We start from the raw sequence: 20,648 nt of genomic DNA on the forward strand, positions 1-20,648 counted from the left end.
CCGGCGCTACCGCACTGCCTCAATGCCCGCCGTCGAGCGCCTTCAGCTCGCTGACCAGCGACGCCGCCGCCTCGGCACCATCGCCGTACAGCATGCGGGTGTTGTCGGCGTAGAACAGCGCATTCTCGATACCCGCAAAGCCGGTGCCCTTGCCCCGCTTGATCACCACCACGTTGCGGGCATTTACCACGTCCAGTACCGGCATGCCGTAGATCGGACTGGCCGGATCGGTGCGCGCCACCGGGTTGACCACGTCGTTGGCGCCGATCACCAGCACCACGTCGGTAGTGGCGAACTCGGGATTGATGTCGTCCATGTCCGCGATCAGGTCGTACGGCACCCCCGCTTCGGCCAGCAGCACGTTCATGTGCCCGGGCATGCGCCCGGCCACCGGGTGGATGGCGAACTTGACCTTCACCCCGCGCGTGATCAGCCGCTGCGCCAGCTCCCAGATCTTGTGCTGGGCCTGGGCCACGGCCATGCCATAGCCGGGCACGATCACCACGCGTTCGGCAAAGCCCATCATCGCCGCCACGTCGGCCGCCTCGATGGGCTTCTGCGAACCGGAAATCGCCTGCGCCTCACCACCGGCGCCACCACCGAAGTTGGAGAACAGCACGTTGCGGATCGGCCGGTTCATCGCCTTGGCCATCAACCGGGTCAGCAGGATGCCGGCCGCACCGACCATCATGCCGGCGATGATCAGCGCCTCGTTGCCCAGCACGTAGCCTTCGAACGACACCGCCAGGCCGGTGAACGCGTTGTACAGCGAAATCACCACCGGCATGTCGGCGCCACCGATCGGCAGCGTCATCAACACGCCCAGCGCCAGGGCCAGCACGAAGAAGGCAACGATGGCCCAGGTGCTGAGCGTACTGGCGGCGATGATGCCCAGCACCACCACGGCCAGCGCCACCAGCAGGTTCATCACCTGCTGGCCCGGCCAGGTCACGCGCTTGTCGAGGCGACCATCGAGTTTGGCCCAGGCGATCACCGAGCCGGACAGCGACACCGCACCGATCGCCGCGCCCACCACCGCCAGCACCAGCACCGTGCCGGACGGCTGCCGCGCGGCCAGATCGGCCAGCGCCTGCGCACTCCAGTGGGTGGTATCGCGGTTGGCCAGGAACGCATAGCGCAGCAGTTCCACCGCACCGATGGCGGCCGCCGAGCCGCCGCCCATGCCGTTGTACAGCGCGACCATCTGCGGCATGTCGGTGACGGCGACCTTGCCCGCCGACCACCAGGCCAGGCCGGCCCCCAGCAGCAGTGCCACCAGGATCAACGGCACGTTGTGCAGTTCGGGCAGGAAGAAGGTCGCCACCGTGGCCAGCAACATGCCCAGCCCCGCCCAGCGGATACCGCTGCTTGCGGTCATCGGCGAGGCCATGCGCTGCAGGCCGAGCAGGAACAGGGTGGCGGCGACCAGGTAGCTGGCCTTGACCAGCCAATCGAGCAGTTCGACGGTGCTGATGTTCAAGCCTGCGGCTCCTTCGGTTCATCGTTGCCGGACTTGCGCACGCTCGGCTTGAACATTTCCAGCATGCGCGCGGTGACCACATAGCCGCCGGCGGCGTTGCCGGCGCCGAGCACCACGGCAAGGAACCCCAGCACCTTCTCCAACGGCGTCTGTGCGTGCCCCAGCACCACCATCGCGCCGATCAGCACGATGCCATGGATGAAGTTGGAGCCCGACATCAACGGGGTATGCAGGATCACCGGGACCCGGGAAATGATCACGTGGCCGGCAATGGCGGCCAGCATGAAGATGTACAGCGCCACGAACCCGTCACTCACCGGCAACGCTCCTGCTCTGTCTTCGTCGCCCCATCATAACCATGGGCTGAACCCTGCGCGCGTCCCGGTCAACCACGGCCGCGCTCACGCGTTGTCGATGGTGACCCCTGCCGAGGAACCGTACCCTGTGCTGGTGAGCAGCCCTGTCCCCTCAACCACCGATGCCGACGCCGTTCCGGCCTCGCTGGAAGCATTCCTGGCCAGCGTCGGGCCGCGCGCCTTCCGCTTCGCCGAGGCCGGCCTGCGCCAGCGTGATGACGCGCTGGATGCGGTGCAGGACGCGCTGCTGCGCATGCTGGACTATGCCGACAAGCCGGCCGCCGAGTGGGCGCCGTTGTTCTGGAGCATCCTGCGCCGGCGGGTGATCGACCTGCAGCGCCGCCGCCGCTTCCGCCTGCCGTTCTGGCGCGACAACCAGGATGCCGATGGCGGCGAGATCGACTGGGCCGACCCCGCACCGGACCCTTCGCAGGCGCACGAGCAGCGCCAGCAGTACCAGCAGCTGGTGCAGGCACTGCGCGACCTGCCCGCCCGCCAGCGCGAGGCATTCACCCTGCGCGTGCTGCAGGACCTGGACGGGGCCACCACCGCCCGCGCCATGGGCTGCAGCGAAGGCGCGGTAAAGACCCATCTGGCGCGCGCCCGACAGGCGCTGCAGAATCAACTGGAGATGCACCCGTGAACCGCCCCCAGCCTTCCGATGACGCCCTGCGCAGCCTGCACGCGCAGTCGCTGCAAGCGCTGTCGCCGGCCACCCTGGCACGCCTGCGCAGTGCCCGTCACAACGCCGGTGCGGCGCGCGCCGGTCGCTGGCGCTGGTGGCTGGCCAGCGCCTGTTCGCTGGTGATCGCGCTGGGCATCGGCGTCCAGTTCGTCGGCCCGGGCGATCATCAGGGCCCGATCAGCACGCCGATCATCGCTGCGGAAGAAGACAATGGCGTGCTGTACGACGAGAATCCCGATCTGTACCTGTGGCTGGGCGACAACGACCTGGCGATGGAGTGAACCATGCTGCGATACCCCTCCCTGCCCCTGCTGATCGCCCTGACCCTGCTGCCCGCTGCATCGGCACTGGCGCAGGCCACCGCGCCAGCGCCTGCCGCGCGGCCGGCACCAGCTGCCGCGCCGCTGCCGAACTGGGAACAGCTGAGCCCGGCCCAGCGCGAAGCGCTGTTGGCACCGCTGCGTGACCGCTGGAACGGCGCCGATTCCGCGCAGCGCCAGCGCATGCTGTCGCACGGCCAGCGCTGGCAGTCGATGAGCCCGGAAGAACGCGACAAGGCCCGCCGCGGCCTGCGCCGCTTCGAGCACATGAGCCCGGAACAGCGTGAGCAGGCCCGGGCGTTGTTCGGCCAGATGCGTGACCTCAGTCCGGCCCAGCGCGATGCCATGCGCGAGCGCTGGTCGCAGATGACCGCAGACGAACGCAGGGAATGGGTGCGGGACAACCCGCCGCCGGCGAAGCCGCGGTAACCCCTATCGAAGCGGTAGCGCCGGGCCATGCCCGGCGGATTCACCGGATGCCGCTGCGCTAGCCGGGCATGGCCCGGCACTACCGACTCAGGCCTGCCAGCGCGTTTTCGCCAGCAGCTCATCTTCCCAGTCGAAGCCCAGCTGGCCGTCGCGCACGAACAGGGCGACGAAGTTCATCAGGTTGCGCGCATACATCTCGCTGGCCTGGGTGGCACCCCGGCTGGCCAGGCCCAGCGGGCCATCGATGGTCACGCCCTGGTGCTCGATGCATTGGCCGGGCTCGGTCAACGCGCAGTTGCCACCGCTCTCGGCGGCCAGATCGACGATCACGCTGCCGGCGGCCATGCCTTCGACCATCGCGGCGGTGACGATCGTCGGCGCCTGACGTCCCGGCACCGCGGCAGTGCAGATCACCACGTCCACGCTGCGCAGGTGGTCGCCAAGACGGCGCTGCTGTTCCCCACGCTCTTCATCGGTCAGCGCCCGCGCATAACCGCCCTCGCCGACCGCGCTCACCCCCAGGTCGAGGAAGCGCGCACCGAGCGACTGGATCTGTTCGCGGGTTTCCGGGCGCACGTCGAAGCCCTCCACCTGCGCACCCAGGCGGCGTGAGGTGGCAATGGCCTGCAGGCCGGCGACACCGGCGCCGATCACCAGCACCTTGGCTGGACGCACGGTACCGGCCGCCGTGGTCAGCATCGGGAAGAAGCGCGGCGCGCGTTCGGCAGCAATCAATGCCGCCTTGTAGCCGGCCATGCCGGCCTGCGAACTGAGTACGTCCATCGCCTGTGCGCGCGTGGTGCGCGGCAGCTGCTGCAGCGGGAACAGGTGCAGGCGGTCATCCGATGCCAATGCGGCCAACGCAGGGTCGGCCGCCGGGGTCAGCAGGCCGACCACACTGGCGCCCGGCTTGAGCTGGGCCAGCACCTCGGCCGGTGGCGCCTGCACGCACAGCAGGATGTCGATCTCGGCCCAACGGGCGGCGTCGAAGGCGCGGGCACCTGCGTCGTCGTAGGCGGCATCGGTGAAACCGGCCGTCTGGCCCGCACCCGGCTGATACCACACGGTGATGCCCAGCGCACCGAGCTTGCGCGCCGTTTCCGGCGTGAGCGCAACGCGTCGTTCGCCCGGCGCGGTCTCCTTGATCCCCAGCAACGCCACGGCCATGCAGATTCCCGCTGATCGGTGAGTGGGTCCGATCCTAGCAGGCGTACGTGGCTCAGTGCAGCGTCGCACCACCCGGGTCGAGGCGGTCGAGCACGCCCTGCATGGCGCTGTCGAAGGCGCCATCGTCGATGTGGGGACGCAGGCGACCCAGCCGCACCATCACCGCCAGTTCCTCGGGTGAGGCCACGCAGAAGCGCACGCCACGCCGGTTGACGAACAGCAGGCGCGAGGAAATCGGGCTGATCCACGACAGTTTGCCCGCCTGCACCTTGCCATCCTTGTCGACGAAGTCCAGCCAGTTGCCGATCTCCATCCGGCGGAAGCGGTCGGCATCGGCATTGTCGAAATCGTCGGTATTGAAGGTACCGCCCAGTTCCACTGCCGGTGTTTCCGGGGCCGGCGGCGCGGGCAGCACCACCTGCGGCAGCTCCGGCAACGCGCGCTGCAGCTCCGGTCGCGATTCGGCGATGCCCTGCAATGTGTCGTGCAGCGCATCGATGGCTGCGGTGGCTGCGTCGCCATGCACGCCGACGCTGGCAAACACCTTGGCCAGCATCGGCTGCCAGGCCTGCAGCCACGGCTTGCCGACGATCTGCCGGCGGGCCTCGGCCACTTCCTCAAGCAGGCCATCAGCCAGGGTCAGCGCCTCGGCCACCGAGGCACCCTCCTCGCCCTCGCGCAGCAGCGCCAGGGTCAGATGGTGCTGCCAGGGCTGGCGCAGGAACTCGGCGATGGCCGGCGGCAGGGTGGCATCGCCGATGCGGCGATCCAGTTCGGCGCCGGCACGGGTGCGGGCCATTTCCAGCTTTTCCTGGCCGCGCTGGGTCTCGGCGGCCCGCCGCTCGGCGATTTCCACGCGACGGCGGTGCTGTACCAGGAAATCGCGGAATTCTTCTTCCAGGGTCAGGAAGATCGCCAGGTTCTCGTTGAACTCGGCGACCAGCCGCTCGATGATCTCCTCCACCTTGGCCATCAGCATGCGTTCGGCCTGGCTTTCGCCGGTGTTGCCCTCGCAGGCTTCGGCCAGCGAGTTGAGCAGCTTGCGCGCCGGATGGGTCTTCTGCACGAACATGCGGCGGTCCAGCATCGCCACCTTCACGAACGGAACCACCAGGCGGCCGATCAGCTCGCGCGAGCGGCCTTCCAGTTCGCGCTCATCGAGCATCACGTCGAACAGCATGCCGACCAGGTCGATCGCATCCTCGTCCTGCGCGTCCAGCCGGGTCTGGCCCGGGTCGACGCCCAGCCGGGTAGCGCTGGACAGCACTTCGCTCTTCAGCCGCTGCGCCAACGATTCGCCGTCCTCGCCGATCGCCGCACGCAGGGTCGCACTCGGCGTCGCCTGCAGCAGCGACAGCACCGACATCATTTCGCGCTGGCTCAACGGGCGATGCTGGCCGACCGCGACCTGCGCCGCAGAGGTTGCGTCGTCGCGCACGTGGCGGGTCTGCTGCAGCAGTTCGTGCAGCGCTTCCAGCAGCATGCCCTGCTGGCCGGAATAGGCTTCACCGGACGGGTTCTCCTCGCCACCAGCATGCTGCTGCATGTGGCCACGACGCTCCGACCAGCGCGCGGCAAATCGCTGCGCCCAGGCCGGTGCGGCCTGTTCGTCGTCATTGAATTCGTTGTCAACGCCCGGTGCCGTGCGCTGCTCGACCAGATCATCCAGGCCATGCGGAACGTGCTGCGCCGGGGCCGGCGCAAGTGGTCGGCGCGGCGCACCCATCTGCGACATCACCCCGGCCGCAGCCAGGTGTTCGTCCAGCTTCTCGTAGATGCGGCCTACCGGCGCGCGCAGGTCGCGCTCGCACAGCTTGATCAGCACCAGGTGTACTTCCGGGGCCAGCTCACAGCCGGCGAAGGCTTCGTGGATGGCCACGCCCAGATGCTCGGGGCTGATCGGGTTGCGGTCGGCGTCGAGTTCGATACCGCCGCCCAGCCAGCCCAGGCGGCGGTCGAGCCGCGCCAGCACCGGCTTGAAGTCGCGCAGCAGCACGGTGGCGAAGTTGCGCACCGCCAACCGCGATTCCAGTACATGTTCCGGCACCAGGCTCAGGCCATCCTGGGCCTGCCCGGCCAGGGTCAGCTCGGCAGAGAGCGGCTCGCCTGCAGCCAGACCGTCCCAGGCATGGCCAAGATGGCCGGCAAAGCCAGCGGCAATCTCCTCACGGCGGCGGCGCAGCTCGCGCATCGCGTCCAGGAACAGCAACTGCGACGAGCCGGCATTGCCGGCACGGTCGAACAGGGCATCGTCGAAGCGGGCCAGTGCCGCGCCAAAGGCCTGGCACAACGCCGGCAGGACGATGTCCCGGGCAAGCTGGAGCTGGGCCGGGTCACGGCCCGGCGATCCCATCGGAGTGGGCGCGCTCATCATTCGGGAAGGCTCCCCACCTTCTCTGGTGCGACAGACATCATGGACATCGCGACGGCCGGTACACCCCATGCACCGGTCCCTCGATGGTAGGCCGCCCAGCCCATCGCGGACAGTGAAACAGTCCTCACTTCAAACCTCATGAACGGCGGCCCGGCAATATTACGTATCGTAAGCCGTGCGGGGCCTGCGAGGCGAGGGGAAGCGGGGCTCCGTGATCCGCCAGTGGCATGATGTTCATCACAGTTTGCTATTCAGGGGTCTGACGCGACACAAACGGCGTCATCTACCTCCCCGACTATAATCAGCGACCCGTGATGACCGGTTCAGACTCCATGCCCGACCCTGCCGCCCTGCTTGCCCTGGATGCCCGCCGCTCGGTGCCCTCGCGGCAACTGGGCGAGCCCGGACCGGACCCGGCCACCCTGCAGCGGATGCTGACCTCGGCGGTCCGCGTGCCCGACCACGGCAAGCGCGTACCGTTCCGCTTCCTGAAGATCGCCGGCGATGCGCGTCACACTCTGGGCGACTTCCTGGCCGCGCGCAGCCGTGAGCGCGACCCGCATGCCGGCGACGCCGTGTTCGAGAAGGACCGCCAGCGCTTCAGCCATGCACCGCTGGTGATCGTGGTGGTGGCCAGCCCCCGTCCGGACCCGAAGGTACCGGCACAGGAACAGCTGATGACCGCCGGCTGTGTGTGCTTTGCTCTGTTGCAGGCGGCACAGGCGCTGGGCTTCGGCGCGCAGTGGCTGACCGCATGGATGGCCTTCGATCCTGCCGTGCATGCCCACCTGGGGCTGGCCGAGGGCGAAGGCATTGCCGGCTTCATCCACATCGGCACGCCCAAGGCCGAAGTCCCCGAGCGCGAGCGCCCCGATGCCGCGGCCCTGCTGCAGGACTGGACCGGCCAGTGAACGCCGTGATTCCCGTGGCGATACCGCCGCCGCTGTACCTGGTCGACGCCAGCATCTACGTGTTCCGCGCCTGGCATTCGCTGCCGGACGAATTCCAGGACAGCCAGGGCTGGCCGACCAACGCCGTGCACGGCTTCGCCCGTTTCCTGCTGGACCTGCTGGAGCGCGAACGCCCCCGGCACATCGCCATCGCCTTCGACGAAGCACTGGACAGCGGCTTCCGCCACCGCCTGTACCCGGCCTACAAGGCCAACCGGGACCCGGCGCCGGAAGCGCTCAAGCGCCAGTTCGTGCACTGCAAGGCGCTGTGCGCAGCGCTCGGCCTGGTGGTACTGGCGCATCATGATTACGAAGCCGACGACCTGATCGGCAGCGCCCTGCATGGCCACCGCAGCAGCCATCGCGGCGTGATCATTTCCGCCGACAAGGACCTGTCGCAGCTGCTGCTCGACCATGACGAGCAATGGGATTACGCACGCAACCAGCGCTGGGACGTGGCCGGGGTCAAGGCCCGGCACGGCGTGCACGCGCACCAGATCGCCGATTACCTGGCGCTGTGCGGCGATGCGGTCGACAACATTCCGGGCATCAGCGGTGTCGGTGCCAAGTCGGCGGCCGTGCTGCTGGCCCATTTCGGCAGCATGGACGTGCTGTACGAACGCCTGGACGAAGTGCCGTTCCTGCGCCTGCGCGGCGCGGCCCAGATGGCCGTGCGCCTGCGCGAGCAGCGCGAGCACGCCCAGCTCTGGCGCCAGCTGACCACCATCGCCCTGGACGCACCCTTGGAAGGCTGCCAGCCCGGCATGCCGCGCCAGGCGGCCGATCCAGAGCTGCTCGGCGGCCTGTGCCAGACCCTGCGCTTCGGCCCCATGACCCGCCGCCGGCTGTTCAGTGCCGCCGGCATTTCCGACCCCTTCCCTACTTCCAGCGAGCCCGCATGAGCCAGCGCAACACCGAAGCACCGCGTGTCGTCTACGAAGGCAAGTACCAGCGCATGGTCGTGCGTGGCAGCTGGGAATACAGCGAACGCACCCACGCCGGCGGCCTGGCCGCGATCATCATTGCCGTCACCCCCGAGGACAAGGTGCTGTTCGTCGAGCAGTTCCGCGTGCCGCTGCAGGCGTCGACCATCGAGATGCCGGCCGGGCTGGTCGGCGACATCGATGCGGGCGAGTCCATCGAAGTTTCCGCTGTACGCGAGCTGGAAGAGGAAACCGGCTGGACCGCCGAGCACGCCGAAGTGCTGATGATCGGCCCCACCTCCTCCGGTGCCAGCAGCGAGAAGATCGCCTTCGTGCGTGCCACCGGCCTGCGTCGCATCGGCGAAGGCGGCGGCGACGAGAGCGAGGACATCACCGTGCATGAAGTGCCGCGCACGCAGGCGGCCGCCTGGCTGGTGCAGAAAATGGCCGAAGGCTATGAAGCCGATGCCAAGCTGTGGGCCGGCCTGTGGATGATCGAGCACCACCTGGACGGCCGGCCCCGTGGCTGACGCCGGCCTGCACGCGCTGCCGGCACTGCTGGGTGCCGACGATCCGGCGATCTTCAGCGTGCACCGTGCGCAGGGCGCCTCACCGTTCCTGCTGCTGGCCGACCATGCCGGCCAACAGGTGCCGCGTGCACTGGCCGACCTTGGATTGCCGCAGGCCGAACTGGACCGGCATATCGGCTGGGACATCGGCATCGGCGGCACCACCCGTGCATTGGCCGAGCGGCTGGATGCGTGGGCGATCGAGCAGACCTATTCGCGGCTGCTGATCGACTGCAACCGGCCGTTGGTTTCGCCCACGCTGATTCCCGAGGTCAGCGACCACACCGTGGTGCCGGGCAATGCCGGGCTGTCGCCCGCACAGCGGCAGCAGCGCATCGATGCGATCCACGCGCCCTACCATGCACGCATCGATGCCGAACTGGAGGCGCGCCGCGATGCGGGACGGCCGACGCTGCTGGTGATGATGCACAGCTTCACCCCGGTGATGAACGGCATGCAGCGCCCCTGGCACGCCGGCGTGCTGTACCACCAGGACACACGCTTTGCCCACGCGTTGCTGCAGGCACTGCGCGATGAAGGCGACCTGGTGGTGGGCGACAACGAACCGTATTCGGTCAACAGCAGCAGCGACTACGCGGTGCCGGTGCATGGCGAAGGTCGCGGTCTGGTGCATGTGGAACTGGAAATCCGCCAGGACCTGATCGCCGATGCCGCCGGGCAGCAGGCGTGGGCGGAGCGGTTGGCGCGTATTTTCAACGCGTTGCAGCCGCAGTTGTTGGCGTTCGGATGACCGCATCCACGCATGGCGTGGATCTACTGCAGCGCTGCCGGACATCCGCATTCGGCGAAAAGAAAGAACGAGGCCGGTTCCCAGTAGATCCACGCCATGCGTGGATGATTTTCGTCAACGCAGCACGGGAACATCCATCCACGGGAAGGGCTTGAAGCCTTGCACCTGCACGCGAACGCCGATCGCTTCAACATCGTCCTTGATCGCCTGCGCGCGATGCCGATCCAGTGCTTCACCCAGCAACATCGGCAGCGCGCGACAGCGTGCCAGCGCTTCGCCCACCGGAATGTCGAGCAGCTGCGCCACGCGCTGTGCCGCTCCCTTGATCTGCTCGCCCGCACACGCCGCCAGCGTCAGCTCGAACGCGGCGAAGATGCCCGGCCCGACACCGGCTGCGCGCGCAGCGTCCTGCTCGGCGGCACCGGCCTCGCCCAGCGCTTCATCGACACCGTCCACCTGCAGGAAGGCGTCGTACTCGGCGTAGTACGCCAGCGCTTCGGCGTAATCCTGCAGGGATGAGAGCGGACGCTGGCGCTTCTGCACATCCAGTACGTCAGCGAACGTGGCCGGTTCCAGGCAGGCCGACAGGCCCAGCGCCTGCACGGCCTCGGGCACTTCACCGTCGTCATCGAACGCGGCGTCTTCATCTGCCGGCAACCAGAAACGCGCCGCCAGCAGATCGCCCTCGCTGGCATGCACCCAGCCGAACGACGCCCATACGTCGTGGTCGTCATTGCAGGCGGCAAACGCGTCCAGCGTCTGGCGAAGATCAAGCAGTGCAATCATGCGTCGTTTGGCAGGGCGTCGGGAGAGCTGCAGTCTACCCGTGCCGGACGCAGGCCCAGCGCGATGACCACGCCGAGCGCGGCGAACAGCGCGGCGCCGTACTGTGCATTGACCATGCCCTGCAGGGCATCAGGACTGGTTGCCGCCTGCGTGCCGCGTGCGGCGTTGGCCACCATCACCAGTACTGCCAGACCCAACGCGCCGCCGATCTGCTGTGCGGTAGCGGCCATGCCGGACGCCACACCCTGCTGCGGCCCCGGCACGCCCTGCCCGGCCACGATCCACATCGCCGTCCAGCTCATGCCCTGGCCCACGCTGAGCACCACGATGCCCGGCAGCAGCGGCCAGTAGCTGGCGCCGTGCGGCATCGCCAGCGCCACCGCGGTGATGCCGATGGCACCGGCAGCGAAGCCCCAAGCCAGCACCTGCCGTGGCGAACGGCGCTGCAGCATGCGCTCGGCAATGCGGATGCCGAAGGTGCACACCAGCGTCGGCAGCAGGAAGGCCATGCCGGCCTGCAGCGGGCTCCAGCCATAGCCATCCTGGAAGTACAGCGCCAGGAAGTAGTACTGCACGCCATAGCTGCTCATGAACGCGAAGGTCAGGCCGAGTGCTGCACGCAGGCCGGGCAGGCGCAGCAGCGCGAACTGCATCAGCGGGTCGCGGCTGCGCTTTTCGATCTGCACGAACACCGTCAGCAGCACGGCTGACAGCAACAGGCAGATGAGCGTGGCCGGCGCGGTCCAGCCCCATTCCGGCCCCTGCACCAGGGTGGTGACCAGCAGGCTGCCGCCGGCGGTGACGGCGAGGCAACCGGCCAGATCGAAGGAACGGCCGCGCACGCGCGGGCCATCGGCCGGCAGCCACGCGCCCGCGGCGACCGCACAGGCCGTGGCCAACGGCACGATCACCGCCAGCACCGCCGGCCAGCCGAACGCCTGGGTCAGCACGCCGCCCAGCAGCGTCCCCAGCGCGAGGCCCGCCGCACTGGCCATGCTCCAGATTGCCAACGCGCGGTTGCGCACCGGGCCTTCTGCATACAGCGTATTGATCAGGGCCAGGGTGGCCGGAAACAGCAGCGCCGCACCGATGCCCTGCGCCGCACGTGCCACGATCAACAGCGTGGCATTGGGCGCCAGCGCACCCAGCAGCGAGGCCAGCGCGAACAGCAGCATGCCCAGCCGGTAGAAGCGGCGGCGGCCCAGCAGATCGGCCGCACGCCCGCCCAGCAGCAGGCTGCCGCCAAAGGCCACCGTATAGGCGCTGACCACCCACTGCAGCTGCTGCGCATTGATCTGCAGCGCGCGGCCCATGTCGTGCAGAGCGACGAAGATGATGGTGGCGTCCAGAGCGATGATCAGCTGCGCGGTGGCCAGCAGGGTCAGCGCCCAGCGCGGGTATTTCAGGGGAGGCATGCGGCGCCCGGTTCGGAGGGGGGACGGCAGTCTCATTGATGCAGCTGAATCAATAAACCCCCTCAGCGCGATTTCTGTCATGATTTTCCGCATGAATGGATCCTCGATGGACCTCAACGCGGTGCGCATGCTGGTGCAGGTGGCTGAGGCGCGCAGCTTCACCGTCGCCGCCGGCCAGCTCGGCTTGAGCCAGTCCGGGCTGTCACGCGCGATCGGCCGGCTGGAAGCCTCGCTGGGGGTAAAGCTGCTGCAGCGGAATACGCGCAATGTCGCGCTGACCCCGGATGGTCAGCAGTTCGTCGAGCAGGTGGGACCGTTGCTGTGCGGGATGGAAGACGCCGAGCGGCTGCTGGCCGACCGCCCCTGCACGCCATCGGGCACGTTGAAGATCAGCGCTCCGTCGATGTTCGGGCGCAAGGTGCTGGTGCCGTTGCTGGGACCGTTGCTGCAGCAGCATCCGCAGCTGCAGGTGGAAGCGGTGCTCAGCGACCGCCTGGTGGATCTGGTGGAGGAAGGCTTCGACGCCGCCCTGCGCACCGGCACCATCGCCGACCAGCGCATGGTGGCGCGTCCGTTGCAGCCACTGCGCTGGGTGACCGTGGCCAGCCCGGCCTACCTGGCCGCGCAGGGTGAGCCGGCCGATGTGGCGGCATTGCAGAACCATGCCTGCCTGGCGGTGCGCAACCTGCGCAGCGGCCGGCTGGTGGACTGGCAGTTCCTGCAGGACGGGCAGCTGCGCGAGGTCACGCCGCCGACGCGGATGGTGTTCGACTGCGGCGACCCGCTGGTGGAGGCAGCGATTGCGGGCATCGGCATCGTGCAGGTGATGGATTTCGCGGTGGCCGACGCGTTGGCCGATGGCCGCCTGCAGCGCGTGCTGCAGCCGTTTGAAGGCCGCAGCCGCGCGCTGTCGTTGGTCTACCCGCCCTCGCGCCAGCACTCACCGAAACTGCAGGTGCTGGCCGAAGCGTTGTTGGCCGGGGATTGGTAGATCCACGCCATGCGTGGATGAGCGTTTCAACGCAAAAGCCGCCGGGCATGGCCCGGCGCTACCGGGCCGTAGTAGATCCACGCCATGCGTGGATGAACGTTTCAACGCAAAAGCCGCCGGGCATGGCCCGGCGCTACCGGTAAGGCGTTGCCGGCCAGCGGCCGGCACTACCACGGCCCGATCAGGCGAAACTATCGGTGGCACGCACCAGCGCGTCGACGTTCTCTGCTTCGAACGCCGAATGCCCCGAGGCCGGGGTGATCTCCAGCTTCGCCTTCGGCCACACCTTGGTCAGGTCCCAGGCGTTGGCCAGCGGGCAGACCACGTCGTAACGGCCGTGCACGATCACGCCCGGGATGTCGGCGATGCGGTGCGCGTCGCGCAGCAGCTGGTCTTCCACTTCGAAGAAACCGCCGTTGACGAAGTAGTGGTTCTCGATGCGGGCAAACGCCAGCGCGAAGTGCGGGTCTTCATGGCTGTTGATGAAGTCGTCGTCCACGTGCAGGAAGCTGGTCGCGCCCTCCCACACTGCCCAGGCTTTGGCCGCGTCCAGGCGCGTTGCTTCGTCTTCGCTGGTCAGGCGGCGATGGAAGGCGGAAATCAGGTCGTGGCGTTCCACCGCCGGAATCGGCTTGAGGTAGTGCTCCCACGCATCCGGGAACAGGCGGTTGGCGCCTTCCTGGTAGAACCATTCCAGCTCCCAGCGGCGCAGCATGAAGATGCCGCGCAGCACCAGTTCGGTCACGCGCTGCGGATGGGTCTGCGCATAGGCCAACGCCAGGGTCGAGCCCCAGCTGCCACCGAACACCTGCCAGCGATCGAGCTTGAGGTGCTCGCGCAGCTTCTCGATGTCGGCCACCAGGTCCCAGGTGGTGTTGTCCACCAGATCGGCGTGCGGGGTGGAACGACCGGCACCGCGCTGGTCGAACAGGATGATGCGGTACTTGGCCGGGTCGTGGAACTGGCGCATCTTGTCGCTGCAGCCGCCGCCGGGCCCACCATGCAGCATCACCACCGGCTTGCCGTCCGGGTTGCCGCACTGTTCGAAGTACAGCGTGTGGCGGTCGTCGACCTTCAGGGTGCCGACGTCGTAAGGGGTGATGGCGGGGTACAGCGTACGCATGCTTGCAGCTCCGTGGTGGTGCCCTGCCCTTGGCAGGAGAACCCCCATTCTAGGCCGGTCGCCGGCCCAGGGTGACCCGGTCGCGCTGCTCCAGGTCCTGCACGGTCTGCACGTCGATGTAGCCGGCCTGCTCGAACAGCGCGCCGATGGCATCGCCCTGGTCCCAGCCGTGCTCGATCAGCAGCCAGCCGCCGGGCTGCAGGTAGTCGCCGCCGCCGACGATGATGCGACGGATGTCATCCAGCCCATCGAGGCCCGAGGCCAGTGCCGTGGCCGGCTCGAAGCGCAGGTCGCCCTGTTGCAGGTGCGGGTCGTCGCTGGCGATATAGGGAGGATTGCTGGCGATCAGGTCGAAGCGTTCACCGTGCAGCGGCGCGTACCAGTCGTGACCACCTTCAGAAAAACGCACGTTGCCCAGCTCGTGGCGCGCGGCGTTGCGGGCCGCCACCGCCAGCGCAGCGGAACTGGCGTCGGTGGCCAGCACCTGCGCCTGCGGTCGTTCGCTGGCCAGGGCCAGGGCGATGGCGCCGCTGCCGGTGCCAAGATCGGCCAACCGCAGTGCACGGTCCGGCGGCAGGCGCTCCAGCGCCAGTTCCACCAGCAGTTCGGTTTCCGGGCGCGGAATCAGGGTGGCGGGGTCGACTTCCAGATCGAGGGTCCAGAAACCACGACGGCCGGTCAGGTAGGCCACAGGCTCGCCAGCCAGGCGCCGGCCCAGCAAGGCCTCGAACGCGGCCTGCTCGGCGGCGGGCAGTGGATCGGTGGCGTGCGCGAACAACCAGCTGCGCGATCGCTGCAGCACATGCAGCAGCAGCAGCTCCGCTTCATGACGGGCCTCTACGCCCCCCAGGCGGCCGCTGGCGTCGGCCACGACCTGGCGCAGGGACGGTTCGAAATCGGCGGGCATGGCAGGCACTGGCGCGGGCGGTGGGCCCGCAATTGTAGAGTCTGGATACCGTTCAGGTTCGCTGGGGCGGGATTCGCTGCCGTGGGATATGAGAGACCTATCGACCGGTTTCCGCAGCCGCTGATGATTTCCCTTGTCATACAGCGGGTTACAGGATGCAGGTGGCCTGATTCATTGCCGGCTCAGCGCACATCAATAGACTGCATCTATCAAATAGATGTAATCAATGCATTATCCTTATCGAAATGGAACCAGTAACCTAGGTCCTGTCGATTCACCCACTCCCCTTCACCCAGAGGAAAAACGATGTCCCTGATCAACACCCAGATCCAGCCGTTCGAAGCCAACGCTTACCTGAATGGCGAGTTCATCAAGGTCTCCGACAGCACCCTGAAGGGCCAGTGGTCGGTCCTGATCTTCATGCCGGCAGCCTTCACCTTCAACTGCCCGACCGAGATCGAAGACGCCGCTGACCATTACGCCGAGTTCAAGAAGGCCGGCGCCGAGGTCTACATCGTCACCACCGACACCCACTTCTCGCACAAGGTCTGGCACGAAACCTCGCCGGCCGTGGGCAAGGCCCAGTTCCCGCTGGTCGGCGACCCGACCCACCAGCTGACCCGCGCCTTCGGCGTGCACATCGAAGAAGAAGGCCTGGCCCTGCGCGGCACCTTCATCATCAACCCGGAAGGCGTGATCAAGACCCTGGAGATCCACTCCAACGAGATCGCCCGTGACGTCTCCGAGACCCTGCGCAAGCTGAAGGCTGCCCAGTTCACCGCCGCCAACCCGAACCAGGTCTGCCCGGCCAAGTGGAAGGAAGGCGAGAAGACCCTGACCCCGTCGCTGGACCTGGTCGGCAAGATCTAAAGCAGCACCGGCCTGCCGCAGCCCCACGCTGCGGCGCGCCCATCCCCGTGCCGGCCACATCGCCGGCGTGGGGGTGAACCCAAGACGGCCGCGCCCGCATCGCCCCTTCCACAGGTCCGCGCTGCCCTCTTGGGTTCACCCCTACCCCCTCGCTGGTCCGCTACCTTCTACAGCGGTGCCACGCCCCCGTTTTGCCTGAAGCCAGGAGAAGACCATGTTGGACGCCAACCTGCAGTCGCAGCTGAAGACCTATCTGGAGCGCGTGACCCGCCCGATCCAGATCACCGCGCATGCCGACGACGGTGCCAAGTCGCAGGAGATGCTGGAACTGCTGCAGACCCTGGAAAGCCTGTCGGACAAGATCTCGCTGCAGGTGCTGCGCGACGGCCAGGGCCGCGTGCCGTCCTTCGACCTGGGCACGCCGGGCCAGGACATCCACCTGACCTTCGCCGGCCTGCCGATGGGCCACGAGTTCACTTCGCTGGTGCTGGCCCTGCTGCAGGTCGGCGGGCATCCGTCCAAGGCCACTGCCGAGCTGATCGAGCAGGTGCAGAACCTGGAAGGCGACTACCGGTTTGAAACCTATTTCTCGCTGTCCTGCCAGAACTGCCCGGACGTGGTGCAGGCACTGAACCTGGCCGCGGTGCTCAACCCGCGCATCCAGCACGTGGCCATCGACGGCGCGCTGTTCCAGGAGGAAGTCGAGCAGCGCGAGATCATGTCGGTGCCGACCGTCTACCTCAACGGCGCGGTGTTCGACCAGGGCCGCATGACCCTGGAGCAGATCGTGGCCAAGCTGGACACCAACGCCAGCAAGCGCGATGCCGAGAAGATCGCCGCCAAGGACGCCTTCGACGTGCTGGTGGTCGGTGGTGGCCCGGCCGGCGCTGCTGCGGCGATCTATGCCGCGCGCAAGGGCATCCGTACCGGCATCGCCGCCGAGCGTTTCGGTGGCCAGGTGCTGGACACCATGGCGATCGAGAACTTCATTTCGGTGAAGGAGACCGAAGGCCCAAAGCTGGCCACGGCGCTGGAACAGCATGTGCGCGAGTATGAAGTCGACATCATGGACCTGCAGCGCGCCAGTGCGCTGGTGCCCGCCGGCGAAGACGGCCTGGTGCAGGTGCAGCTGGAAAACGGCGCGGTGTTGAAGTCGCGCTCGGTGATCCTGTCCACCGGCGCGCGCTGGCGGCAGATGAACGTGCCCGGCGAAGACCAGTACCGCAACAAGGGCGTGGCGTACTGCCCGCACTGCGACGGCCCGCTGTTCAAGGGCAAGCGCGTGGCGGTGATCGGTGGCGGCAATTCCGGCGTTGAAGCGGCCATCGACCTGGCCGGCATCGTGTCGCATGTGACCCTGCTGGAGTTCGATTCCAGCCTGCGTGCCGACGAAGTGCTGCAGAAGAAGCTGCGCAGCCTGGCCAATGTCACCGTGCTGACCAGCGCGCAGACCACCGAAGTGCTGGGCGACGGCAGCCGCGTCACCGGCCTGGTCTACAAGGACCGTGTCGGCGGCGACTCCCATCGCGTCGAACTGGAAGGCATCTTCGTGCAGATCGGCCTGCTGCCGAACACCGAATGGCTGAAGGACACCGTAGCCCTTTCGCCGCGTGGCGAGATCGTCATCGATGACCGCGGGCAGACCAATCTGCCGGGTGTGTTCGCCGCGGGCGATTGCACGACGGTACCCTACAAGCAGATCATCATTGCGATGGGCGCCGGTTCGACCGCCGCACTGAGCGCTTTCGATCACCTGATCCGCTCCTCGGTTCCCAAGAGCAGCGGTGCGGTGGCCGAAGCGGCCTGATCCAACGTTCCCAGGCCATCGGGAGCACCATCAACCGGCTGGGTACGCCCTGCCGGTGCAGTACCCCGAGAGGTCTGAGGATGAACCTGCGTGACCTGAAATACCTGGTGGCCCTGGCCGATCACAAGCACTTCGGCCGGGCCGCCGCCTCCTGCTTCGTCAGCCAGCCCACGCTGTCGACCCAGATCCGCAAGCTGGAAGAGGAACTGGGCCTGCCGCTGGTGGAACGCGCACCGCGCAAGGTGATGTTGACCCCCGCCGGCCACGAAGCGGCCGCGCGGGCACGGGTGATCGTGGCCGAAGTGGAGCAGCTGAAGGAAGCGGCGCGACGCAGCCGCGATCCCGAAGCGGGCACGGTGCGCCTGGGGATCTTCCCCACCCTGGGCCCCTACCTGTTGCCGCACGTGATTCCGCGCATCCGCACGCGCTTCCCCGAGCTGGAACTGCTGCTGGTGGAGGAAAAGAGCGATGTACTGCTGGAGCGCCTGCGCGAAGGCAGGCTCGACGCCGCGCTGTTGGCACTGCCGGTGATCGACGACCAGCTGCACGCCGAATTCCTGTTCGAGGAACCGTTCCTGCTGGCCGTATCCGGCCGCCACCCGCTGGCCACCCGCGAGCATCTGGACGTACAGGAACTGGCCACGCAGAAGCTGCTGCTGCTGGAAGACGGCCACTGCCTGCGTGACCAGGCGCTGGAAGTCTGTCGCCTGTTCGGCGCCAACGAAAAATCCGAATTCCGCGCTACCAGCCTGGAAACGCTGCGACAGATGGTCGCCGCCGACGTGGGCATCACCCTGCTGCCCAGCCTGTCGGTACAGCCGCCGGTGCCGCGCTCGAACAACATCCGCCTGCTCGACTTCGTCGGCGAGGGCCGTCCCAGCCGTCGCATTGCCATGATCTGGCGGCGCAGCTCGGCAATGAACGAGTTCCTGATGGAGCTGGCCGAGCAGTTCAAGCGCCTGCCCGATGCGCTGTTCACGCTGGAGGCGCTGGCCCCGCCAAGCGGCGATGCTGCCACCCCGCCCACGCCGGTGCTGAACGGCTGAGACACCGCAGCCGGGCATCGAAACCGGCGGGAGTCGATTCCAGCCGCATTTGTCCCCACAATACAGTCAGGCGGCGCCAGCAGGTGCCGCCTTTTGCATGGCTTTCAACCAAGGAGCGTCACCATGAACACCGCCAGCGGCCTTCCGCCGTCGATCACTGTTTCCACCCTTGACATGGACCGCCTGGACGCCATGCTCGAATCCCCGGCACACAGCCAGACGCCGGCCGCGCGCACGCTTGCCGACGAGCTCAACCGCGCAACCGTGTTGCCGCCAGACCAGATTCCCGAAGGCATCGTCATGATGCATTCGCGCGTGGAGTGCGAAGATGAAGTGTCGGGCGAGAAGCATGTCCTGACCCTGGTCTTCCCCCGCGAAGCCAATGTCGATGAAGGCAAGGTGTCCGTGCTGGCGCCCGTCGGCAGCGCCCTGCTTGGCCTGGCCGTTGGCCAGAGCATCGACTGGACCGCCCCGGGCGGCCGCAAGCTGCGGCTGCGCGTGAGCGCGGTCCACAACGACCGTCCCTGACCTGCGCTGCGAACCGCGCGCGATCAGTTTCCCTGCAATCCCCGCACCAGGAGCCGTAATGAGTACCCCGTCCAAACTGTCCCAGCTGCGCGAACTGTCCGTGGTCGTTGCCGATACCGGTGACTACGAGGCGATCAAGCGCCTGCAGCCGGTGGACTGCACCACCAATCCGACCCTGGTGAAGAAGGCGCTGGACCTGCCGGTCTATGCGGAACTGATCGAACGCGAACTGGCCTGGGGCCGCCAGCAGGGCGGCGACCGCGAGGCCGTGGTGCACGCCGTGGCCGACCGCCTGACCATCGGCGTCGGTGCGCTGCTGAGCACGCTGGTGCCGGGCCGCGTCTCCACCGAAGTGGATGCCGACCAGGCCCACGACACCGCCGCGACCGTGGCCAAGGCCCGTCAATTCATCCAGATGTATGCCGATGCCGGCGTGCCGCGCGAGAAGATCCTGATCAAGATCGCTGCGACCTGGGAAGGCGTGGAAGCCGCGCGCGTGCTGCAGGCCGAAGGCATCGACTGCAACCTGACCCTGATCTTCAACCCCACCCAGGCGCTGGCCTGCAGCGAAGCCGGTGCGTTCCTGATCTCGCCGTTCGTCGGCCGCATCCTGGACTGGTACGTGGCCAACGGCCAGACCCCGGCGAACATCGACGAGGACCCGGGCGTGGTGTTCGTGCGTGGGGTGTATGCCGAATTCAAGCGCCGCGGTTCGCCGACCGTGGTGATGGGCGCCTCGTTCCGCTCGACCGCGCAGATCGAAGCGCTGGCCGGCTGCGACCGCCTGACCATTTCGCCGGACCTGCTGGAGAAGCTCGACGCCGACCACGGCGCGCTGCCGCGCAAGCTGGTGGCCGGTGCCGCTGAAGCGGTGCAGGTGACGCCGATCGACGCGGCGAAGTTCGCAGCCGACCTGGCGGCCGATCCGATGGCGACCGAGAAGCTGGCGACCGGTATCGATGCGTTTGCCAAGGATCTGCAGGCGCTGCGCGAGCGCATTCGCTCGGAACTGTGATTCCAGCCAACGGCTGAGCCCCTCGTGGCGGGGGCTTGGTCGCGAACTGCATGAAGCAACAGCCGCGCTGGGTCGGGCGGGTTGGGTTCGCGGGGGACGCCGTGAATCCGTCCCTGGAGGCTTGTCCGCCGCATCCATGCGGCGGACACCCCCGCG

Annotated in this window: 21 protein-coding genes; 13 read left to right on the forward strand and 8 right to left on the reverse strand. The window is 67.7% G+C overall.

All coding sequences use genetic code 11. The features are described 5' to 3' along the window. Positions 1 to 19: 19 nt before the first annotated feature. Complete coding sequence (locus M2299_RS14270) at positions 20 to 1,480, reverse strand: NAD(P)(+) transhydrogenase (Re/Si-specific) subunit beta (protein WP_025877971.1); 1,461 nt, start codon at positions 1,478 to 1,480, stop codon at positions 20 to 22. Next, positions 1,477 to 1,797 (reverse strand): NAD(P) transhydrogenase subunit alpha, encoded by a 321-nt coding sequence (locus M2299_RS14275; RefSeq protein WP_218788744.1) that lies wholly within the window; start codon positions 1,795 to 1,797, stop codon positions 1,477 to 1,479. Before M2299_RS14275 ends, M2299_RS14270 begins: the two co-directional genes overlap by 4 nt. A gap of 97 nt (positions 1,798 to 1,894) precedes the next feature. Between M2299_RS14275 and M2299_RS14280 the strand changes: the two genes are divergently transcribed. From M2299_RS14280 to M2299_RS14290, 3 genes are read left to right on the forward strand one after another with little or no spacing between them, the layout of a single operon-like run. Continuing rightward, positions 1,895 to 2,479 (forward strand): RNA polymerase sigma factor, encoded by a 585-nt coding sequence (locus tag M2299_RS14280; protein ID WP_080149966.1) that lies wholly within the window; start codon positions 1,895 to 1,897, stop codon positions 2,477 to 2,479. Further along, positions 2,476 to 2,802: a hypothetical protein gene (locus M2299_RS14285; protein WP_099841949.1), complete on the forward strand. Its 327-nt coding sequence runs from the start codon at positions 2,476 to 2,478 to the stop codon at positions 2,800 to 2,802. Before M2299_RS14280 ends, M2299_RS14285 begins: the two co-directional genes overlap by 4 nt. 3 nt (positions 2,803 to 2,805) lie before the next feature. After that, positions 2,806 to 3,270 carry a DUF3106 domain-containing protein gene (locus tag M2299_RS14290; protein ID WP_099841948.1) on the forward strand — a complete coding sequence of 155 codons (465 nt, stop codon included), beginning with the start codon at positions 2,806 to 2,808 and terminating at the stop codon, positions 3,268 to 3,270. An 87-nt stretch (positions 3,271 to 3,357) separates the two neighbouring features. On the opposite strand, the gene M2299_RS14295 is transcribed toward M2299_RS14290, so the two are convergent. Further along, positions 3,358 to 4,437 (reverse strand): NAD(P) transhydrogenase subunit alpha, encoded by a 1,080-nt coding sequence (locus M2299_RS14295; RefSeq protein ID WP_032977478.1) that lies wholly within the window; start codon positions 4,435 to 4,437, stop codon positions 3,358 to 3,360. 52 nt (positions 4,438 to 4,489) lie between these two features. Beyond that, positions 4,490 to 6,811 (reverse strand): DUF1631 domain-containing protein, encoded by a 2,322-nt coding sequence (locus M2299_RS14300; RefSeq protein ID WP_099841947.1) that lies wholly within the window; start codon positions 6,809 to 6,811, stop codon positions 4,490 to 4,492. 332 nt (positions 6,812 to 7,143) lie between these two features. On the opposite strand from M2299_RS14300, the gene M2299_RS14305 reads away from it, so the two are divergent. From M2299_RS14305 to M2299_RS14320, 4 genes are read left to right on the forward strand one after another with little or no spacing between them, the layout of a single operon-like run. Continuing rightward, positions 7,144 to 7,722, forward strand: coding sequence for a nitroreductase (locus tag M2299_RS14305; RefSeq protein WP_025877963.1), 579 nt, complete (start codon positions 7,144 to 7,146; stop codon positions 7,720 to 7,722). Further along, positions 7,719 to 8,663, forward strand: a complete 945-nt coding sequence (locus tag M2299_RS14310) for a 5'-3' exonuclease H3TH domain-containing protein (RefSeq protein ID WP_243378945.1) — start codon at positions 7,719 to 7,721, stop codon at positions 8,661 to 8,663. The genes M2299_RS14305 and M2299_RS14310 overlap by 4 nt, the downstream gene beginning before the upstream one ends. Then, the gene (locus tag M2299_RS14315; RefSeq protein WP_025877960.1) at positions 8,660 to 9,214 is read left to right on the forward strand and encodes an NUDIX hydrolase; all 555 of its coding nucleotides are present in this window, start codon (positions 8,660 to 8,662) and stop codon (positions 9,212 to 9,214) included. Before M2299_RS14310 ends, M2299_RS14315 begins: the two co-directional genes overlap by 4 nt. Then, on the forward strand, positions 9,207 to 10,004 hold the full coding sequence (locus tag M2299_RS14320; protein ID WP_100435840.1) for an N-formylglutamate amidohydrolase: 798 nt from the start codon (positions 9,207 to 9,209) through the stop codon (positions 10,002 to 10,004). Before M2299_RS14315 ends, M2299_RS14320 begins: the two co-directional genes overlap by 8 nt. Before the next feature lie 114 nt (positions 10,005 to 10,118). On the opposite strand, the gene M2299_RS14325 is transcribed toward M2299_RS14320, so the two are convergent. Beyond that, complete coding sequence (locus M2299_RS14325; RefSeq protein WP_280884566.1) at positions 10,119 to 10,790, reverse strand: hypothetical protein; 672 nt, start codon at positions 10,788 to 10,790, stop codon at positions 10,119 to 10,121. After that, positions 10,787 to 12,205: an MFS transporter gene (locus tag M2299_RS14330; RefSeq protein ID WP_223484635.1), complete on the reverse strand. Its 1,419-nt coding sequence runs from the start codon at positions 12,203 to 12,205 to the stop codon at positions 10,787 to 10,789. The genes M2299_RS14325 and M2299_RS14330 overlap by 4 nt, the downstream gene beginning before the upstream one ends. Before the next feature lie 106 nt (positions 12,206 to 12,311). Between M2299_RS14330 and M2299_RS14335 the strand changes: the two genes are divergently transcribed. Next, positions 12,312 to 13,196 carry a LysR family transcriptional regulator gene (locus tag M2299_RS14335; RefSeq protein ID WP_280884568.1) on the forward strand — a complete coding sequence of 295 codons (885 nt, stop codon included), beginning with the start codon at positions 12,312 to 12,314 and terminating at the stop codon, positions 13,194 to 13,196. Positions 13,197 to 13,377: 181 nt separating this feature from the next. Here M2299_RS14335 and pip read toward each other — a convergent pair whose 3' ends face one another. Then, entirely contained in the window at positions 13,378 to 14,319 is a 942-nt protein-coding gene (pip, locus tag M2299_RS14340) for a prolyl aminopeptidase (protein WP_100435837.1), read from the reverse strand. A gap of 49 nt (positions 14,320 to 14,368) precedes the next feature. Then, on the reverse strand, positions 14,369 to 15,226 hold the full coding sequence (gene prmC / locus M2299_RS14345) for a peptide chain release factor N(5)-glutamine methyltransferase (RefSeq protein ID WP_280884567.1): 858 nt from the start codon (positions 15,224 to 15,226) through the stop codon (positions 14,369 to 14,371). Between the two features lie 306 nt (positions 15,227 to 15,532). On the opposite strand from prmC, the gene ahpC reads away from it, so the two are divergent. The 5 genes from ahpC to M2299_RS14370 all read left to right on the forward strand — a co-directional run bounded on the left by ahpC (position 15,533) and on the right by M2299_RS14370 (position 20,492). Continuing rightward, entirely contained in the window at positions 15,533 to 16,096 is a 564-nt protein-coding gene (gene ahpC / locus M2299_RS14350; RefSeq protein ID WP_025877950.1) for an alkyl hydroperoxide reductase subunit C, read from the forward strand. Between the two features lie 214 nt (positions 16,097 to 16,310). After that, the gene (gene ahpF, locus M2299_RS14355) at positions 16,311 to 17,903 is read left to right on the forward strand and encodes an alkyl hydroperoxide reductase subunit F (protein WP_033830402.1); all 1,593 of its coding nucleotides are present in this window, start codon (positions 16,311 to 16,313) and stop codon (positions 17,901 to 17,903) included. Positions 17,904 to 17,983: 80 nt separating this feature from the next. After that, complete coding sequence (locus M2299_RS14360) at positions 17,984 to 18,949, forward strand: LysR substrate-binding domain-containing protein (protein WP_025877947.1); 966 nt, start codon at positions 17,984 to 17,986, stop codon at positions 18,947 to 18,949. Positions 18,950 to 19,072: 123 nt separating this feature from the next. After that, the gene (rnk, locus tag M2299_RS14365) at positions 19,073 to 19,477 is read left to right on the forward strand and encodes a nucleoside diphosphate kinase regulator (protein WP_025877946.1); all 405 of its coding nucleotides are present in this window, start codon (positions 19,073 to 19,075) and stop codon (positions 19,475 to 19,477) included. 58 nt (positions 19,478 to 19,535) lie between these two features. Beyond that, the gene (locus tag M2299_RS14370) at positions 19,536 to 20,492 is read left to right on the forward strand and encodes a transaldolase (protein ID WP_032977493.1); all 957 of its coding nucleotides are present in this window, start codon (positions 19,536 to 19,538) and stop codon (positions 20,490 to 20,492) included. Positions 20,493 to 20,648: the final 156 nt, after the last annotated feature.

The sequence above is a fragment of the Stenotrophomonas sp. 1278 genome (assembly GCF_029892765.1).
Taxonomy (GTDB): domain Bacteria; phylum Pseudomonadota; class Gammaproteobacteria; order Xanthomonadales; family Xanthomonadaceae; genus Stenotrophomonas; species Stenotrophomonas indicatrix.

What these genes read in the sequence shown, in the direction of transcription:
- M2299_RS14280 (WP_080149966.1), top strand. Translation starts at nt 1,895, where the DNA reads ATGGTGACCCCTGCCGAGGAACCGTACCCTGTGCTGGTGAGCAGCCCT.
- M2299_RS14290 (WP_099841948.1), top strand. Translation starts at nt 2,806, where the DNA reads ATGCTGCGATACCCCTCCCTGCCCCTGCTGATCGCCCTGACCCTGCTG.
- M2299_RS14295 (WP_032977478.1), bottom strand. Translation starts at nt 4,437, where the DNA reads ATGGCCGTGGCGTTGCTGGGGATCAAGGAGACCGCGCCGGGCGAACGA.
- M2299_RS14300 (WP_099841947.1), bottom strand. Translation starts at nt 6,811, where the DNA reads ATGATGAGCGCGCCCACTCCGATGGGATCGCCGGGCCGTGACCCGGCC.
- M2299_RS14305 (WP_025877963.1), top strand. Translation starts at nt 7,144, where the DNA reads ATGCCCGACCCTGCCGCCCTGCTTGCCCTGGATGCCCGCCGCTCGGTG.
- M2299_RS14315 (WP_025877960.1), top strand. Translation starts at nt 8,660, where the DNA reads ATGAGCCAGCGCAACACCGAAGCACCGCGTGTCGTCTACGAAGGCAAG.
- M2299_RS14325 (WP_280884566.1), bottom strand. Translation starts at nt 10,790, where the DNA reads ATGATTGCACTGCTTGATCTTCGCCAGACGCTGGACGCGTTTGCCGCC.
- M2299_RS14330 (WP_223484635.1), bottom strand. Translation starts at nt 12,205, where the DNA reads ATGCCTCCCCTGAAATACCCGCGCTGGGCGCTGACCCTGCTGGCCACC.
- M2299_RS14335 (WP_280884568.1), top strand. Translation starts at nt 12,312, where the DNA reads ATGGACCTCAACGCGGTGCGCATGCTGGTGCAGGTGGCTGAGGCGCGC.
- pip (WP_100435837.1), bottom strand. Translation starts at nt 14,319, where the DNA reads ATGCGTACGCTGTACCCCGCCATCACCCCTTACGACGTCGGCACCCTG.
- prmC (WP_280884567.1), bottom strand. Translation starts at nt 15,226, where the DNA reads ATGCCCGCCGATTTCGAACCGTCCCTGCGCCAGGTCGTGGCCGACGCC.
- ahpC (WP_025877950.1), top strand. Translation starts at nt 15,533, where the DNA reads ATGTCCCTGATCAACACCCAGATCCAGCCGTTCGAAGCCAACGCTTAC.
- ahpF (WP_033830402.1), top strand. Translation starts at nt 16,311, where the DNA reads ATGTTGGACGCCAACCTGCAGTCGCAGCTGAAGACCTATCTGGAGCGC.
- M2299_RS14360 (WP_025877947.1), top strand. Translation starts at nt 17,984, where the DNA reads ATGAACCTGCGTGACCTGAAATACCTGGTGGCCCTGGCCGATCACAAG.
- rnk (WP_025877946.1), top strand. Translation starts at nt 19,073, where the DNA reads ATGAACACCGCCAGCGGCCTTCCGCCGTCGATCACTGTTTCCACCCTT.
- M2299_RS14370 (WP_032977493.1), top strand. Translation starts at nt 19,536, where the DNA reads ATGAGTACCCCGTCCAAACTGTCCCAGCTGCGCGAACTGTCCGTGGTC.